General features: G+C 47.2%; 17 protein-coding genes. 2 read left to right on the top strand and 15 right to left on the bottom strand.

Translation table 11 applies throughout. From position 1 onward, the window contains the following. Positions 1–93 precede the first annotated feature (93 nt). The 13 genes from deoC to lepA form a co-directional block, all read right to left on the bottom strand. Positions 94–759, bottom strand: coding sequence for a deoxyribose-phosphate aldolase (gene deoC, locus P402_RS0112540; RefSeq protein WP_026829012.1), 666 nt, complete (start codon positions 757–759; stop codon positions 94–96). A 76-nt stretch (positions 760–835) separates the two neighbouring features. After that, positions 836–1,720, bottom strand: coding sequence for an EamA family transporter RarD (rarD, locus tag P402_RS0112545; RefSeq protein WP_026829013.1), 885 nt, complete (start codon positions 1,718–1,720; stop codon positions 836–838). Between the two features lie 22 nt (positions 1,721–1,742). Beyond that, the gene (rarD, locus tag P402_RS0112550) at positions 1,743–2,618 is read right to left on the bottom strand and encodes an EamA family transporter RarD (protein ID WP_026829014.1); all 876 of its coding nucleotides are present in this window, start codon (positions 2,616–2,618) and stop codon (positions 1,743–1,745) included. 59 nt (positions 2,619–2,677) lie between these two features. Further along, entirely contained in the window at positions 2,678–3,373 is a 696-nt protein-coding gene (gene rluF / locus P402_RS0112555; RefSeq protein WP_026829015.1) for a 23S rRNA pseudouridine(2604) synthase RluF, read from the bottom strand. Between the two features lie 125 nt (positions 3,374–3,498). Further along, positions 3,499–4,833, bottom strand: a complete 1,335-nt coding sequence (gene mtaB, locus P402_RS0112560) for a tRNA (N(6)-L-threonylcarbamoyladenosine(37)-C(2))-methylthiotransferase MtaB (protein WP_026829016.1) — start codon at positions 4,831–4,833, stop codon at positions 3,499–3,501. A 5-nt stretch (positions 4,834–4,838) separates the two neighbouring features. Next, entirely contained in the window at positions 4,839–5,585 is a 747-nt protein-coding gene (locus tag P402_RS0112565) for a 16S rRNA (uracil(1498)-N(3))-methyltransferase (protein WP_026829017.1), read from the bottom strand. A gap of 4 nt (positions 5,586–5,589) precedes the next feature. After that, positions 5,590–6,537: a 50S ribosomal protein L11 methyltransferase gene (gene prmA, locus P402_RS0112570; RefSeq protein ID WP_026829018.1), complete on the bottom strand. Its 948-nt coding sequence runs from the start codon at positions 6,535–6,537 to the stop codon at positions 5,590–5,592. A 23-nt stretch (positions 6,538–6,560) separates the two neighbouring features. Then, on the bottom strand, positions 6,561–7,667 hold the full coding sequence (gene dnaJ, locus P402_RS0112575; RefSeq protein WP_012369687.1) for a molecular chaperone DnaJ: 1,107 nt from the start codon (positions 7,665–7,667) through the stop codon (positions 6,561–6,563). Between the two features lie 133 nt (positions 7,668–7,800). After that, positions 7,801–9,627 carry a molecular chaperone DnaK gene (dnaK, locus tag P402_RS0112580; RefSeq protein WP_026829019.1) on the bottom strand — a complete coding sequence of 609 codons (1,827 nt, stop codon included), beginning with the start codon at positions 9,625–9,627 and terminating at the stop codon, positions 7,801–7,803. Between the two features lie 60 nt (positions 9,628–9,687). Next, positions 9,688–10,254, bottom strand: a complete 567-nt coding sequence (gene grpE, locus P402_RS0112585; RefSeq protein WP_026829020.1) for a nucleotide exchange factor GrpE — start codon at positions 10,252–10,254, stop codon at positions 9,688–9,690. Positions 10,255–10,278: 24 nt separating this feature from the next. After that, positions 10,279–11,316, bottom strand: coding sequence for a heat-inducible transcriptional repressor HrcA (gene hrcA, locus P402_RS0112590; protein ID WP_026829021.1), 1,038 nt, complete (start codon positions 11,314–11,316; stop codon positions 10,279–10,281). Between the two features lie 306 nt (positions 11,317–11,622). Then, positions 11,623–12,783: a radical SAM family heme chaperone HemW gene (hemW, locus tag P402_RS0112600; RefSeq protein WP_026829022.1), complete on the bottom strand. Its 1,161-nt coding sequence runs from the start codon at positions 12,781–12,783 to the stop codon at positions 11,623–11,625. Between the two features lie 86 nt (positions 12,784–12,869). Beyond that, the gene (gene lepA / locus P402_RS0112605) at positions 12,870–14,693 is read right to left on the bottom strand and encodes a translation elongation factor 4 (RefSeq protein WP_026829023.1); all 1,824 of its coding nucleotides are present in this window, start codon (positions 14,691–14,693) and stop codon (positions 12,870–12,872) included. Positions 14,694–14,926: 233 nt separating this feature from the next. On the opposite strand from lepA, the gene rpsT reads away from it, so the two are divergent. Then, on the top strand, positions 14,927–15,187 hold the full coding sequence (rpsT, locus tag P402_RS0112610) for a 30S ribosomal protein S20 (protein WP_012369681.1): 261 nt from the start codon (positions 14,927–14,929) through the stop codon (positions 15,185–15,187). Positions 15,188–15,298: 111 nt separating this feature from the next. Here the strand turns inward: rpsT and P402_RS0112615 are convergent, their stop codons facing one another. Both P402_RS0112615 and holA read right to left on the bottom strand, forming a co-directional pair. Then, entirely contained in the window at positions 15,299–15,730 is a 432-nt protein-coding gene (locus tag P402_RS0112615; protein WP_026829024.1) for a GNAT family N-acetyltransferase, read from the bottom strand. A 12-nt stretch (positions 15,731–15,742) separates the two neighbouring features. Next, positions 15,743–16,744, bottom strand: a complete 1,002-nt coding sequence (gene holA, locus P402_RS0112620; protein ID WP_026829025.1) for a DNA polymerase III subunit delta — start codon at positions 16,742–16,744, stop codon at positions 15,743–15,745. 102 nt (positions 16,745–16,846) lie between these two features. On the opposite strand from holA, the gene P402_RS16885 reads away from it, so the two are divergent. Continuing rightward, entirely contained in the window at positions 16,847–17,008 is a 162-nt protein-coding gene (locus P402_RS16885; protein WP_012369678.1) for a YqzM family protein, read from the top strand. The last annotated feature ends 17 nt before the right edge of the window (positions 17,009–17,025 follow it).

Below are 17,025 nucleotides of genomic sequence, written 5' to 3' on the forward strand. Positions count from 1 at the left end.
CCTAAAAATCAAATTCAGAATTGTTTTAAAACAAAAACGTGTCCTTCCCGCAACAACAGTTGCAAAAAGAACACGTCGGTCTATCAGATTAAATTAGTAATCGCTGTCTGAAGAACCACCTGTGACGATGGCGATTCCGGCAGAAGCACCGATGCGTGTTGCGCCAGCATCGATCATTGCTTTTGCGCCTTCGAAATCACGAACGCCGCCTGAAGCTTTAACACCGATGTCAGGTCCGACTGTTTCACGCATGAGACGGATATCTTCTACCGTTGCGCCGCCTGTCGAGAAACCAGTTGACGTCTTGACAAAATCTGCACCTGCTTTGACTGATAACTCAGCAGCGGTTTTAATTTCTTCTTTTGTTAAGAGACAGTTCTCGAAGATGACTTTGACGAGTGTCCCGTTTGCTGCTTCGACAACCGCACGAATGTCGCGTTCAACAAGTGAAAGATCGCCGTCTTTCAATGCGCCGATATTTAAGACCATATCGATTTCTGTTGCTCCGTTTTTGATGGCATCTTGTGTTTCAAATGCTTTTACTTCTGGTGTGTTTGCACCAAGTGGGAAGCCGATGACTGTACAGACTTTAACTGCGTCGTCTGATTTCAAAAGTTCTGCTGCGAGTGCTACGTTTGTCGGGTTGACACAGACGCTTGCAAATTTGTATTCGAGTGCTTCCTTACAAAGTGTTTCGATTTGAGCACGTGACGTTTCTGCTTTTAAAGCCGTGTGGTCGATCATTCCTGCTAAATTCATGATTCATTTCCTCCTTAAGGATATCCCTTAGACTCTGTTTCCATTCTATCATGCAAGAGGTCAGACTTCTATCTTTTTACGCGACTTTTCGTAACTGTTTTTTCCGAATCAATAAACCATTTAAGGTAAAGACAAGGGCAGCCGACCAAATGAATGTAAACGCAATCAAGTGCGTTCTCGTAAAGGGTTCATCATACAGGAGAACTCCGATCGCAAGCGACAACGTCGGAGCAACGAATTGCAGAAAACCAACGACTGTAAACGGAATCCGTTGCGCTCCAAATCCGAACAATAACAGTGGAACAGCGGTAATGATACCAGTCAAAAAGAGTCCGATCATCACAAAGGGAGACGACGTAAAAGTCTCTTGCCCACTGACACCCATATATCCTAAGAACAGGATGGCAATCGGTAACGGAGCAAGCGTTTCAATCGTCAAGCTGACCGTTGATTCAAGCGGTCGCTGTTTTTTGACGACTCCATAAAAACCAAAGCTGAAGGCCAGTGCGAGCGAAATCCAAGGAAACTTTCCATAGCCGATCGTCAGGATCAAGACACCAATCGTCGCAAGTAGAATCGCGAGCCATTCAATCCGCGACAGTTTCTCCCGGAAAAAGAACACTCCGAAAATGATGCTGACAATCGGATTGATGTAATACCCAAGCGATGCTTCGACGATAAAATTATGATTGACCGCCCAGATGTAGATGAACCAGTTCATGCTAATGATCAGTCCGTTCAGGAAAAAAAGACGACGGGTGAACGGGTTTTTCAATGCCCCCGTAAACTTCGGCAATGCTTTTTGAAGGGATAATAATAACAGTAAGAAAATAAACGACCAGACGATTCGGTGGGCTAATATCTCTTCACTCGAGACGGTCGCAAGTAATTTCCAGTAGATCGGCAACAAACCCCAAATGATATAGGCGGATAATGTTGCGATGAAACCTGATTTATTCATGAATAATTTCCTCTTTTCTCAATCACGATACTTTTTTCATTTTCATTCGTCCGCTTGATATCCCACTGATTGTAAAGACAGCGACGGCCAGCCAAATGAACAAGAACGCGATGAAGTGAATCGGTGTAAAGACGTCATTGAATAAAAAGACTCCGAGAATCAAGGTCAAGGTCGGAGCGATATATTGTAAAATCCCGACATAGACGAACGGGATTTTCGGCATTCCGTATCCAAACAACATCAATTGAATGGCCGTTGCCACTCCTAACATGACGATCGCGAACAAGGCTTCCGTCGGGAGAGCAATCGGGTTCGCACCCGTTAAACCAAGCGTCAATACGGCAAACGGTAGCGTCACGAGTGTTTCAAGAAACAGACCAGATAACGGTTCTGCCGCTGCCTTCTTTTTCAGAACACCGTAAAAGGCAAATGAGATGGCGAGTGAAAACGCAATGATCGGAAACTTCCCGTAACCGAACGTTAAAATCAAGACACCCGTGATGGCACTGACGATTGCGAGCAGTTGGGCCCGATTCAGACGTTCACCGAAAAATAATAAACCGAACAAGACGCTGACCAGTGGGTTAATGTAATAGCCGAGTGACGACTCGACGAGATACCCTTCCCCGATCGCATATAAATACAAGGTCCAGTTCCCCCCAAGAACGAGTCCTGCTGCTAGAACGGTATTCCGTTGGCGTTTACTTTGCCAAAGTTGCTTGACGTGTTTAAATTTTCCTGTCAGTCGCAGTAATAACGTGACAAAGATAAAGGCACTGATGATGCGAATTGATACGACCGTCCACGCCGGTACTTCATCCGCGAACAGTTTGTAGATTGGCAACAAGCCACCAATCACATAAGCGACGAACGTCGCACTCATTCCACGTTTATCCACGATGAACCCCCTTCCATGTATACAAGTAAAGCCGCCATCATCATGGCGACTTTTTCAGCTTATTGTTGATCGAGAATCTCGAACAACGTCTTCATTTCTGACTCCGTCAAATCACGCCATTCACCGATTGGTAATTCGCCGAGTTCAACGTTCATGATCCGCACGCGTTGCAGGCGTTTGACACGGTAACCAAACTCTTTACACATCCGGCGAATTTGCCGGTTCAACCCTTGTGTCAAAACGATTCGGAACGTCCGCGACTCGAGCTGTTCGACGACACATTCTTTCGTCGTCGTTCCGAGAATCTCGACGCCGCCTGCCATTCCTTCGATGAACGTTTCCGTAATCGGTGCGTCGACCGTCACGATATACTCTTTATCGTGATTGTTTTCTGCCCGTAAAATCCGGTTGACGATATCTCCGTCGTTCGTCAGTATAATCAATCCGTCCGAGTCTTTGTCGAGTCGTCCGATCGGGAAAATCCGTTTCGGATGATTGACGAAATCGATGATGTTGCCTTCAATGTCACGTTCCGTCGTACATGTAATGCCGACAGGTTTGTTTAAAATCAAGTACTCGAGTTCTGGTTTTGCTTGAAGCGGCTGTCCGTCAATTTCGACGGCGTCCGTTTTTTCGACCTGCGAGCCGAGCTCGGCGACGTTGCCGTTAATGGTCACACGTCCGGCATCGATGAGCTTATCTGCTGCCCGGCGGGAACAAAATCCTGTTTCGCTGATAAATTTATTGATTCGCATAAGTTGATGTCCTCTTTCTCTTGTATAATCTTTACTCAGTGTAGCGTATCCGTTACCTGAAAACAAAATAATTTATCGACAGGAAAACAAAATTCGCCTTCCTGTAACCGGAAGGCGAATTCCTTTTAGATGGCTTGCTCTTTTAATGTCTCAAGGACGCGAACGAATTGCCCGTCATTCATCGGGTAACCTGCTTTTGTGATCTTGACGCGAACGAGTTGACCAATCAATGATTCGTCCCCTTCAATCGCGACACGTAAGTAATTATCAGTATAACCGACCAGACGACCGCCTGCTTCTTCCGAAAATTCTTCGGGAATGATTTCAAGCAGTTCATCTTCGTACTTCGACGCATATTCTTTGGCCAGCTGATCCGACAAGGCAATCAAGCGAGCGACACGTTGTTCTTTAACGTGCTCATCGACTTGTTCATCCATCATTGCAGCCGGTGTCCCGGTCCGTTTCGAATACGGGAAGACATGCAGTTCGCTGAACTTATGATCGTTGATGAAGTTAAACGTCTCCATGAACTCTTCTTCCGTCTCGCCTGGGAAACCGACGATGACGTCAGACGTAATCGCACAATCCGGCAGAACTTCCTTCAGACGCGTGATCCGTTCACCGAACTCGGCCATCGTATATTTCCGGCGCATCCGGCGCAAGACCGTATCCGATCCCGATTGAATCGGAACGTGGAGATGCCGGACGACGATCGGTGAATCTTTCAGGACATCCAGCACTTCATCCGTGATTTGGCTCGCTTCAATCGACGAAATCCGGAGCCGTTCGAGACCTGTCACGGATTCTAAAGCTTTTAACAACTTCGCCAAGTTATAGTCTTTTAAGTCTTCTCCGTAACCGCCGGTATGAATACCGGTCAGGACAATCTCTTTGTACCCTGCGTCGACCAACTGTTGTGCCTGCTTCAAGACATCTTTCGGTTGGCGCGAACGCATCAGACCACGTGCCCACGGAATGATACAGAACGTGCAGAAGTTGTTGCAGCCTTCTTGAATCTTCAAGGAAGCCCGTGTCCGGTCGGTAAAGGCCGGTACGTCGAGTTCTTCGTACACTTTTGCTTTCATGATGTTCCCGACGGCGTTGATCGGCATCCGTTCTTCACGGAACTGTTCGATATAACCGATCATCTTATGACGATCCTGGGTGCCGACGACGACATCGACTCCTGGAATCGCCATGATTTCAGCCGGTGACGTCTGCGCATAACAACCGGTGACACAGATGACGCTGTCCGGATTTTGACGAATCGCCCGCCGAATCACTTGTCGGCTCTTTTTATCGCCCGTATTCGTTACTGTACATGTATTGACGACGTAGACGTCGGCATGATCTGCAAAGTCGACACGTCCATATCCCGCATCTTTGAACAGTTGCCAGACGGCTTCTGTCTCGTAATGATTGACTTTACAACCAAGCGTTTGAAAGGCTACCGTTGCCATTTCACTCACCCTTTCAATTCAAAATGATACGATACGGCGGATAGGACGTAGAGTGGTGCCGTTTCCGTCCGCAAAATCCGTCGTCCGAGTGATGCCGGCACGAATCCGCCAGCGGTTAACCGCGTTACTTCTGTTTCCGTCAGTCCACCTTCCGGACCAATCACAACCAATAAGGAGTCGCCTGACTGAAGCTGGGACAACGTCGAAGCAAAGGCTGCCGCCTCCCCTTCTTTCGCCGATTCTTCGTAAGCAATCAGACACGCTGTATAGTCACCTGCACGTTGTAGGACTTCATCATACGTCACATACTCAATCGTCGGCAAGTGTGCCCGGTATGATTGTTCCGCTGCTTCTTTGCTGATTTTTTGAAGCCGTTCCAACTTCTTCGGGATTTTTTTTGCATCCCACTTCGAGACCGAACGGGCCGATTCAAACACAAGCAACCGGCTGACACCAAGTTCTGTCGCTTTTTGTGCAACGAGCTCTACTTTATCCCCTTTTGGTAAAGCATAAGCAATCGTCACATGAATTGGAAGTTCCGTCTCAATCGGGAGTTCTTCGACAATTTGGGCGACAGCGGATTGTTTATCGAGCTGGTCAAGCCGGCAACGAAACAGTCCTGTGCCGTCTAACACTAAAATCTCATCTCCGACATCCATCCGCATGACATTTTTCATGTGATGCGCGTCGTCTTTTGACAGTGTAAAGGTATTTCCCGCACGTGCGGTCTGTTCGACGAAATATCGTTGCATCGGCTTAAGCCTCGCGTTTCGCGATAATCGCGACCCAATCCTCAAGCTTCGTCGTCTCGACGATGGTGAATCCGGCGGCTACCATCGCGTCACGCACCATATCTTTTTTCTGACCGATGATTCCGGAAGCGATGAAGTGACCGCCCGGTAAAGTCAGTTCATAGGCATCGTTGACGAAAAGTAAGATGACTTCGGCTAAAATGTTCGCGACGATCAACTCAACCGGTTCTTTGAGTTCTTTCATTAAATCGCCTTGACGGACCGTGACTTGCTGGCTGACTTTGTTTAACGCCACATTGTCTGTTGCCGAACGAACCGCGACTTCATCTAAATCAAGCGCAAAGACATCTTTAGCCCCGAGTTTGGCTGCTGCAATCGCCAGAACACCTGAACCCGTTCCGACATCGACGACACGGTCGTTGTCTTTCAGATAATTTTCAATCGCCTGGATACAGAGGACTGTCGTCGGATGCGTTCCTGTTCCAAATGCCATCCCGGGATCGAGTTCGATGATCTTTTCATCCGGTTGCGGTGTGTAGTCTTCCCACATTGGAACGACCGTCAAATGACGGCTGATTTTAACGGGTTTATAAAACTGTTTCCACGAATGGGCCCAGTCTTCTTCATCGACTTGTGTCAGCGTGACAGTTCCTGCACCAATCGTCAGACCGAATTTCGTCAGCATCTGAATGTCGCGTTCGATTCCTTTAATCGTATCCGTCAAATCACTGCTTTCCGCAAGATACGCTTTGACGAGTACACCGCTGTCCGGGTATTCGTCGCGCTTCTTCTCATCCCAAATCTCACCGAAGTTATCTTCACGATGTGACATCATTTCGAAATCTTCGACGTCCTCGATGACGACACCGCTTGCTCCTGCTTCATGTAAGATGTTCGAGACTGCTTCGATTGCTTCTTGTGTCGTATGGACACAGACTTCTGACCATTTCATTTCCTGTCACGCTCCTTTAGTGATCACCCTGTAAAGAATGTTTTGATGCGGCTGAATACGCCTTCGTGTTGTTCTTCGACACCTTTTTCATCACTGATTTCGTTGAACTCACGAAGCAGTTCTTTTTGACGATCCGTCAGATTTTTTGGTGTGATGATGACGACATTGACATACTGATCCCCGTGATGGCCTGAACGGACGTTTGGCATCCCTTTGCCACGCAGACGGAACCGTGAACCGGTTTGTGTACCGGCCGGAATTTTCAAGCTGACTTTCCCGTGAACAGTCGGTACTTCGATTTCATCTCCAAGCGTCGCTTGTGCGAAAGTGAGCGGCATATCCATGACGATATGGTCATCAACGCGTTCAAATAATTCATGTTCCCGAACACGGACGACGACATACAAATCACCGAACGGTCCGCCGTTCACACCGGCTTCCCCTTTACCTGCTAACCGGATTTGTTGACCATTGTCGATCCCGGCTGGAATCTTGACGCGGACATCTTTATTTTTACGGACACGACCGGCTCCCCGGCATGTTTCACATGGTTCTTTGACGATTTGTCCACGACCGTGGCATGTCGAACACGTCGTTTGATTGACGACACGTCCAAACATCGTATTTTGCTCGACGTTGATGTGTCCTGATCCACCACAACGTTTACATGTTTCCGGATGTGTTCCCGGTTTAGCACCTGAACCGTGACACGTTCCGCAATCTTCTTCGACTGGAATCGTAATGACTTTCTCGACACCAGAGAAAGCTTCCATGAAGTCGATTTCTTCGACATATTGTAAATCCTGTCCTTTACGCGGGGCATTCGGATCTTGACGGCGTCCGCCACCGAAGAACATATCAAAGATGTCGCCGAACCCTTCTGCTCCACCAAAGCCACCGCCTCCTTGCGATGGATCCTGGTGACCAAACTGGTCGTAACGGGCACGTTGATTGTCGTCTGACAAGACTTCATAGGCTTCCGACAACTCTTTGAATTTTTGATCGGCATCCGCCTCTTTATTGACATCCGGATGATAAGTCCGAGCTAGTTTTCGGTAAGCTCGTTTAATCTCTGCTGCTGAGGCATCGCGCGCGACGCCTAACACTTCATAATAATCGCGTTTTTCCACGTGCATTCTTCCTCTCTTTAGGTCCGATTCATTTCATACTGTTTGATTTTACCGAACTTCAGGCGACATGGAAAGAGCCAAAGCGCGGATTACGCTTTGGCTCTCTCTAGCGCCCGAAAAATCGGTCGGTTACTTATTTGTTGTCTTTGTCGTCGACTTCTTCAAATTCAGCGTCCATGACATTGTCATCTTGTCCGCCTGCTTGCGCACCTTCAGCGCCCGCTTGTTGTTGAGCCATGTTTTCGTAGACTTTTTGTGTCAATTCTTGAACAATCGTTGATAATTCGTCTTTTGCAGCACGAATCGCTTCGACGTCTGTTCCTGCGAGTGCAGTTGTGACTTTTTCTTTTGCCGCTTCAGCTTTTTCTTTATCTGCTGCGTCAATTTGCTCGCCAAGATCTTTGACTGCTTTATCTGTTGCGAAGACGAGTTGATCCGCTTCGTTGCGAAGTTCTACTTCTTCTTTACGTTTGTTATCAGCATCTGCGTTTGCTTCTGCATCTTTGACCATTTGGTCGATGTCCGCTTCAGTCAAGCCGCTTGATGATTGGATTGTAATCGATTGTTCTTTGTTCGTACCAAGATCTTTCGCTGATACGTTAACGATTCCGTTTGCATCGATATCGAATTTAACTTCGATTTGCGGCACACCGCGTTGTGCTGGCGGAATGTCCGTCAATTGGAAACGACCGAGCGTTTTGTTGTCTGACGCCATTGGACGTTCACCTTGAAGAACATGAATGTCAACGGCTGGTTGGTTGTCAGCAGCAGTTGAGAAGACTTGTGATTTCGAAGTCGGGATCGTCGTGTTACGGTCGATCAGTTTCGTCATCACGCTACCCATTGTTTCGATTCCGAGTGAGAGTGGTGTTACGTCGAGAAGGACAACGTCTTTGACGTCCCCTGTCAATACGCCACCTTGAACAGCTGCTCCGAGGGCAACGACTTCATCCGGGTTAACCCCTTTGAACGATTCTTTGCCTGTGAAGTCTTGAACAGCTTTTTGAACCGCAGGAATACGTGTTGATCCACCAACGAGGATGATTTTGTCAATTTTGTCCGGTGTCATGCCAGCATCGCTGAGGGCACGACGTGTTGGAGCCATCGTCCGTTCTACGAGATCAGCTGTTAAATCGTCGAACTTCGCACGTGACAATGTCATTTCAAGGTGAAGCGGACCTGCTGCGCCAGCCGTGATGAACGGAAGGCTGATTTGTGTCGAAGAGACACCTGAAAGATCTTTCTTCGCTTTTTCAGCAGCATCTTTTAGACGTTGAAGCGCCATTTTATCTTGGGCAAGATCAATGCCGTTGTCTTTTTTGAATTCTGCAACCAAGTGGTCGATGATTTTTTGGTCAAAGTCATCTCCACCAAGACGGCTGTCACCGGCAGTTGAAACTACTTCGAAAACACCGTCTCCGAGTTCGAGGATCGAAACGTCGAATGTACCGCCACCTAGGTCATAGATGAGGATCGTGTGGTCTTCGCCTTTTTCAAGACCGTAAGCAAGTGCTGCTGCCGTCGGCTCGTTGATGATCCGTTTGACGTCAAGACCAGCGATTGTCCCTGCATCTTTTGTTGCTTGGCGTTCTGCATCGTTGAAGTAAGCAGGAACCGTGATGACCGCTTCCGTTACTTTTTCACCGAGGTAGTCTTCTGCTTGTGCTTTGAGTTTTTGAAGAATGATGGCAGATACTTCTTGTGGTGTGTAGTCTTTGCCTTCGACTTCAACTTTATAGTCTGTACCCATGTGACGTTTGATCGACATGATTGTGTTCGGGTTTGTGATGGCTTGACGTTTTGCGACTTCCCCGACTTGACGCTCGCCGTTTTTGAAAGCAACGACAGATGGTGTCGTACGGTTTCCTTCAGCGTTTGCGATAACGACAGGCTCTCCGCCTTCCATTACTGCGACACATGAGTTTGTTGTTCCTAAGTCAATACCAATGATTTTTGCCATGATAAATTCCTCACCTTCGAATAGTTAGTTTAGTAGTGTTAAATCAGATCGTAACGTAGATTATTCTGCGACTTTGACCATACTTGGACGAATGACACGATCGTGTAATTTGTATCCTTTTTGGAATTCCGCTGTGACGACACCTGATTCGTGTTCTTCACTCGGCTCTTGAACGACTGCCTGATGCAGGTTCGGATCAAAGGCTTCTCCAACAGCTGGAATCTCAACGACGCCCTCATTTTGGAGTGTTTCCGCCAATTGACGTTTGACCATCTCGACACCCGCTAAAACAGACTTCGTTTCTTCGTTGTCCGATTCGATTTGAAGCGCACGGTCAAGATTATCGACTAATGGAAGCAATTTCTCGACGATGGTCTGAGAAGAATACTTCGCACGGTTTTCGGCTTCAATCCGGTTCCGGCGTTTAAAGTTGTCAAAATCCGCACGAAGGCGTAATTCTGATGCTTTTGCTTCCGCAAGTTGTGCTTCAAAGTCGGGTGCAGCCGGTTCTTCAACGAGATCCGCCTGGACGACCTCTTCTTCTGTTACTTCAACTGTTTCTGCTTCTGTTTGTTGCTCGGTTGTTTCTTCAGTATTGAGGTTTTGATTCTGCTTATTTTCTTCCACTCTGAATCGAGCCCCTTTCTATATTCAATCCAAGTTGTTTTTACGCAACTCGGTTTGGAATGCTTGTAAAAGATGAATGATCGAATTGATGCCTCGATTATAATCCATCCGTTTTGGACCAATCAGGGCCAATGTTCCGAGCGAGACGCCGTCAACGGAGTAATGAGCACGAATCACACTGCAGTCTTTCAGGGCATCGACGTTATTTTCGCTGCCGATTGTAATCAAAATCTGATTATCCAGACTTGGACTCAAGAAATCGAACAATGCTTCCTGTTGCTCGATCAACTCGAGGACCGGACGCAGTTTCGCGACATCCTGAAACTCAGGTTGATCAAACATGTTCGCTTTCCCCCCAAGATAAATCAAGGGACGTTCCTCATGCTGATCCGTCAAGACGATGTCGAGTGCTTTTGACAGCAGGGTCGTCTGCTCCGAATGTTCGGAACGGAACCGTCTGATTTCTTCGAGCAGACGGAGACGCAATTGACTGAGCGGCGTTCCGCGTAACGTTTGGTTCAGCCGTTCCATCAGGCGACTTGCCGCCTCACGTGAGAGGGCTTCCGCGAGCTGAAGTGTCTTATGTTCGACGTGACCGGTTTCTGTCACGAGAACGATAACGACACGTCCTTCCGCCAAGGGAATCAGTTCTAAATGATGGAGACGTTGTCCTTCTTCTTTTGGACCTAATACAAGCGTCGTATAATGTGTCAATTCGCTCAACAAGTCCGCTGTATGTCGGATCAACCGATCATTTTCATTCACGGAATGGGCAAATAACGATTTTAACGCTTTTGCCTCTTGCGGTGAGATGCTTTCCGGACGAATCAGATGATCGACATAAAATCGATATCCGAGCTCGGATGGAATTCGGCCGGCAGAAGTATGCGGCTTTTCAATCAATCCCATTTCTTCGAGGTCCGCCATCTCATTTCGAATGGTCGCGGAACTGAACGTCACGTCACTCCGTTTCGAGAGCGTCCGTGAGCCGACGGGTTGAGCGGTTTTGATATAATCATCGACGATTGCACGTAAAATCAACAATTGGCGATCCGTCAGCACCTTCTTCACCACCTTATTTTGTTAGCACTCACTTTTGGCGAGTGCTAATTACATCTTTACTATAAGGAATTCTGGAAATGATGTCAACCAATTTGCTGAACCCTTTGAAGACTTTCCCATTCTGCGATACAGTGAAACAAACAAGAAAAGGATGAGGTATATGCTCGAACTGTTTTCAATGGCCGGTGTGTTCGTCTGGGTGTTCATCGCGATCATCGGAACAACCGCCTACTTTTTACGAAAACCCAAAAAATAAAACGGCGTCCGCATACTTTTGTATGGACGCCGTTTTCATTCGTACGGATCTTAACTATTCAGTTCCCCTTCGACTTCCGCTTCTCCGATGAACTCGGCAAATACTTCGTTTGCGAGCGGTACACCGGCATCCGTTAAACGCAGATGAGTCGCCGTCCGCTCAACGAGTCCGCGCGGCAATAACTTCGCAATCGTCTGCCCGAAGACGTGATCGAGTGAATAGCCGTATTTTTCTTCAAAGTGTCGTTCCGACACTCCTTCTTTCATTCGTAACCCGAGAAACATCTCTTCTTCCATCCGTTCAACTTCCGTTAACGGTGTCTCATTGCGGACCGGTAAACCTTCCGCTTTAATGTAGTGTGGAATCGGTGCGATGTTTGCCCGGCGTGTCTTGTTAATATAACTGTGCGAGCCGGCACCGAATCCATAATATTCGTCGTTTTCCCAGTAGACCCGGTTATGCCGGCTTTCCCGACCCGGTAAGGAAAAGTTTGAAATCTCATATTGTTGCAATCCGCCGGCTTCAATCGTTTCAATCATTAAACGGTACATATCCGCTTCTAAATCCTGCGTCGGTAACGGCAACTTCCCTTTTCGATCCTGAATCGCAAAAACTGTATGCGGCTCAAGAATCAACGAGTACGACGAGATATGCGTGATCGGCAAACGTAATGCCCGTTCGACATCATACCGGACTTGTTCAAGCGTTTGGTTCGGTAAGCCGAACATCAAATCAACCGAGATGTTGTCAAACCGTTTTGCCGCATGATCAAGTGTCTCGGCAACTTTCGCTTCCCGGTGCGTCCGGCCGATCCGCTCGAGTAATCCGTCGTCAAAGGACTGAACCCCAAAGCTGACCCGGTTGACGCCGCCTGCTTTCATGATGTCGAGTTTTTCTGGTGAGACGCCGTCCGGATTGGATTCGACCGTATATTCGAGTGTTGCGTCCGTCAGCGGCAGGAGATGCTTCGCGATGATATCCATCAGACGTTGCATCTGGACTTCATTTAAAGCTGTCGGTGTCCCACCACCAATAAAGATCGTTTCGAGCCGATCGGTCGGATACTGTTGTAATGTCAGCTCGATTTCCCGTTCTAACGCATCGAGATATTCCGCAACCGGCTGATTTTTTAAAAAGACTTTATTAAAGTCACAGTAATAACAAATATGTTCACAAAACGGAATGTGGACATATGCGGCGCGTGGAGTCATTTCGCCTCATCCTTTCTTCACTTAAACAGACTTTCTTTACTTAAACAGAAAAAGGGTGCGCCAGAAACGCCCCCTTTGTGTCTTCTTTAATCTTCATCCATCGACAGAACCGACATGAAGGCTTCTTGCGGTACTTCTACCGAGCCTACCATCTTCATGCGTTTCTTACCTTCTTTTTGCTTCTCGAGCAATTTACGCTTACGCGAGATGTCTCCGCCGTAACACTTGGCGAGAACGTTTTTCCGTAACGCTTTGATTGTCGAACGGGCAACAATCTTCGTTCCGACGGCCGCTTGAATCGGTACTTCAAACTGCATCCGCGGAATGAGTGCTTTTAATTTATCAACGATGACTTTCCCACGTTCGTACGCAAAATCACGGTGAACGATGAAGCTCAAGGCATCGACGTTTTCATTATTTAATAAGATATCCATCTTGACGAGACGTGATTGCTGATAGCCGATTAATTCATAATCCAGTGACGCATAGCCTTTTGTGCTTGATTTTAACTGATCGAAGAAATCATAGACGATTTCCGATAACGGAAGTTCATACGTGATTTTAACCCGTGCCGTATCGATGTATTCCATATCGATGAACGTTCCGCGTTTCTTTTGACAAAGCTCCATGATGGCACCGACATAGTCGTTTGGTGTCATGACGGCTGCTTTAACGTATGGCTCTTCGATGAACTCGACTTTTTGCTGTTCCGGCATCTTCGACGGATTATCGACATGGAGTACTTCTCCGGCCGTCGTCGTAACATGATAGATAACCGATGGAGCAGTCGTGATCATATCGATGTTGAATTCGCGTTCGATTCGTTCTTGAATGATTTCCATGTGAAGCATACCAAGGAATCCACAACGGAAACCGAATCCGAGTGCCTGTGATGTTTCCGGCTCGAATTCAAGTGCTGCGTCACTCAATTGAAGACGCTCGAGCGCTTCGCGTAAATCATTATAGCGTGCAGCGTCAATCGGATACAGACCACAGTACACCATCGGGTTCATCTTCCGGTATCCCGGTAAAGCTTCTGTCGCCGGTTGTTTCGCCAAGGTAATCGTATCCCCGACGCGGACATCACCGACTGTTTTAATGGAAGCCGATAACGTACCAACGTCTCCGACCGTTAATTCTTTTTGACGGAGTGGCTTCGGTGTCGAGACAGCGAGTTCCAAGACTTCAAAGTCTTTTCCGGTCGACATCATCCGAATCTTGTCACCGATCTTAACCGTCCCGTTGACGACACGAATCGACGCGACGACACCACGATAGGCGTCATAATACGAATCGAAGATCAACGCTTCAAGTGGTGCTTCCGGGTCACCCGTCGGTGCCGGAACTTTCGCAACGATTTGTTCGAGGATTTCTTCAATCCCGATACCGGCTTTCGCGGATGTCGGAACAGCTTCAGAAGCATCCAGTCCAATCACGTCTTCAATCTCTTGACGGACACGTTCGACGTCTGCTGAAGGCAAATCAATCTTATTGATGATCGGCAAGATTTCCAAGTCGTTATCCAGTGCCAAATACACGTTAGCAAGAGTTTGCGCTTCGATTCCTTGCGCCGCATCGACGACGAGGACCGCTCCTTCACAAGCAGCAAGGGAACGGGAGACTTCGTATGTGAAGTCGACGTGTCCCGGTGTATCAATCAGATGGAGGATATATTCCTCACCATCTTTTGCCGTATACTTTAATTGAACGGCATTTAATTTAATGGTAATCCCGCGTTCACGTTCTAAGTCCATCGCATCGAGTGTCTGATCTTTCATCTCACGTGATGTCAAAGCACCTGTTTTTTCTAAAATACGGTCTGCAAGTGTCGATTTCCCGTGGTCGATATGGGCGATGATAGAGAAATTACGAATACTTTTTTGCCGCTTTAAACGATCTGCATTATTCATGTTTATAGTCACCTTACCTTATAGTCAAACGTACATACGCTTCATTATACCAAAAATCACACGGGGTGCACCATCTCGTTTTGTTTTCCCAAAAAACAAAAATCGAAAGAAACCCTAGAGCTGTTATTGCTTTTAAGAAAAACGTTTGCTACAATTGTGTTTGTTCTGTTGAACGATAAATGCAGATATGCGAATATAAATCTCGAATGAGTTTTCTTGGAGGTGAATCATCCATGGCTAACATTAAATCAGCAATCAAGCGTGTTAAAACAGCTGAAAAACGCCGCGTCGCTAACGTACAACGTAAATCGTCTATGCGTTCAGCTATCAAAGCAGTCGAAACTTTCGCTACTGAAGGCAACAAAGAGCAAGCGCTCGTAGCTTTCAACACAGCATCTAAGAAAATCGACAAAGCTGCTGCTAAAGGTCTTATCCACAGCAACAAAGCTGGTCGTGACAAATCACGTCTCGCTCGTCTCGTAAACGCACTTTAATTCTTCTTTGAAGGATACAGTGATCGATCACCGCTCGGAGTCCGCTCCAGTGGTGATTTTTTTGTGTTTAAAAAACCATCCGGCTGTTTGTCGGATGGTTTTTTATTTCCGTCAGAAGCAATCCACCATGACATGATGTGGACCGATTCCTTCGATTTCGAATGACTCGCTCGCAACCGTCAAACCCAATCGTTCATAAAAAGGAACAGCATTGAGTCGAGCGTTACACCACCAACCGTCTGCACCTTTTGCTTTCAGTCGATTTCGTGCCTCTTCTAACAATGCTTTTCCATATCCTTCTCCACGGACAGCAGGACTCGATGCCATTCCGCGTAATTGATAGGTCAATTCCGGATACGCCTCATGAGGACGATTGGAGAAAGTACCGATAGCTACAATCCGTCCGTCTTTGACGGCTCCTAAATGAAAAGTGGATTCGAGATCATCGTCCGGATAGACACACATTTCAATCGGCTGGTTGGGACGTAAAACTTCTTTTCGAAGTGGAATGACCTCTGTTGCTGAAATGATTCGAATCTCCATCTGCTCTGCCTCCTATAATGTAGCAAGCCGGACAATCAGGGCGTCAAACAATATCCGCTTGTCCCCTCGGCCCGTCTTCATACCCTCGTCTGTCGTCGTGATTGCGATCAATGCCTGTTCGAGCTGCGCGAACGTAAATCGTTTACCAGCCTGTAGGGCGAGTTTGATCGCATATGGATGCGCCCCGACTTTGGACGCGATTTGCCGTTCCCCGTACCCTTGTTCCGCTAGACGTTTGGACAACAGCATCATCCGGTACTGTCGTGCCATCAGACCAAGTAACGCCAACACTTCCTGTCCCTGCTTTTCGAGATCGCGAATCAATCGAATCGCCGGTTCAAGTTGTCGTTTCATCAGATAATCCGTCAGTTGGAACACATTATCCTCTAACGTCCGTGGCACCAGTAAATTAACATCTTCCAGTTCAATCGTCGGATGATCTCCGGCATAGAGCATGAGTTTATCCAGTTCATGTGTCAGCGTCGCCCACATCTCGCCCGTCAGGAAAATCAATCGTTCGATGGCAGGCCGTTCCATCCGGTACCCTTTGTCATTGACAGCATCCATCACGAAACGAAACAGTTCTTCCGTCGTCGGTTTTTTTGCTTCGAGTACGACAGCCCGGTCTTTTAACCGTTTGACAATCGTTTTTCGCTCATCCAGTTTTTCCGCCTCGACAATCAAGACGACAACTGCATAATCCGCAGGTTGGACGATGTATTCAGTCAATCGCTCTACGTTATGTGTTTTCTTGTCTTTTGCACCAGTCAAAAAAGTCGCCGGTTTAGCGATGACGACACGGTAATCACTCAAAAAAGGGACCGTTTCCGCTTCATCGAGTACTGCATCGAGTGGTTGATCGTTTAAATCAATCTTCATGTAATCAAAGCGTTCACCATCCGGCAAAGCGGCTTTGACGATTTCACGTTCCCACTCTTCCAAAAGGTGTCGTTCCGTTCCATATAATAAATAAAGGTTCGCCAGTTTTCCGTTGACAAGCCAAGGTGTTTTCATCTTCCCCACCACATTTCACAGTTTGTTCTTAACTTCATCATAGATAATCCTCTTTTATTCCGCTATACTAGAAGCGGAATCTATTTTTAGGGGGAATGCAGCATGGCACATTCAGTACGTCCACCAAGTGAGAATGCGTTTGAAAACGACATTCAGTCAAAACGTAATGACGCGCTTGACTCAGCGGTCGGTTTTGGCGCATCGTTCGGTTTTTTCGCAGTCTTGTTCATCATTGGCGTTGTAATTAAATTCTTAAGCCTATAACCAGTAAAACAGCAACC

This window comes from Exiguobacterium sibiricum 7-3 (genome assembly GCF_000620865.1).
Lineage (GTDB): Bacteria > Bacillota > Bacilli > Exiguobacteriales > Exiguobacteriaceae > Exiguobacterium_A > Exiguobacterium_A sibiricum_A.